We start from the raw sequence: 745 nt of genomic DNA, 5'->3' as shown, positions 1-745 counted from the left end.
ATTGCAGGGAATGGCTAACACGAAGGGCTGGTATCGGGACTCCAGCCAGACTCTTAGACGACGGTCACGGCCATAAACTTCATCCGCGGTCACCCAGCGACAGGGAACGCCGGCATCCCATGTTCGTTCCAGCATCTGCCGGGCTAACTGGGGTTTCGTTGCAAAAGTGACGCTGGCGGGGATACCCGCGGCTTCACAGCGGGAACGGGCATCTGTCCACTGGCGAGGCAGGTATAATGCCCGGTCAACAAAGGCATGCCCTCCGTTGCCGGCGTAACAAAGAAATACGCCTATCTGGCTGTTTTCTACCCGTCCAGCGGTCCCACTATACTGACGCTGGACCCCGGCAGAATGTATCCCTTTTTTGATAAAACCGGTTTCATCAATGATGAGAACACCCTGTTCATCGCCCAAATGTTCAGTGACATAATCCCGCAGGATATCGCGGGCCATATCGACATCCCAATCAGCGCGTTCCAGCAAATATTGAATGCCATCGGGGGTACTTTCCCCCATCCATTCAGCCAGTTGCCAGCTATTCTTACGTTCAACATCACTGAGCAATCCCCGAAGATAGGCGAGGCTGCGTTGTCGTGGGCCGGTAGAGTGAAATAAGGGAGCCAGACGGGCATGTAATGTCAGCAGTTCTTGTTCCCAGATTTTGGCAGGGGATGGCATGTGACACCGCCTTTTATTTAAGGAAGAAGAGCCCCATCATGGCACAATAGGGATTACGGCTGTAGTA

Annotated in this window: 1 protein-coding gene; it reads right to left on the bottom strand. The window is 53.7% G+C overall.

Translation table 11 applies throughout. From position 1 onward, the window contains the following. Nucleotides 1-678 (bottom strand): IS701 family transposase (locus tag Xvie_RS20420; RefSeq protein WP_086110894.1); only part of this gene is annotated, 678 nt, incomplete at its 3' end. Nucleotides 679-745 lie beyond the last annotated feature (67 nt).

This window comes from Xenorhabdus vietnamensis, from assembly GCF_002127535.1.
GTDB lineage: Bacteria > Pseudomonadota > Gammaproteobacteria > Enterobacterales > Enterobacteriaceae > Xenorhabdus > Xenorhabdus vietnamensis.
Note: the sequence above shows the minus strand (reverse complement) of the source record. Positions and strands in the feature narration are given on the sequence as shown.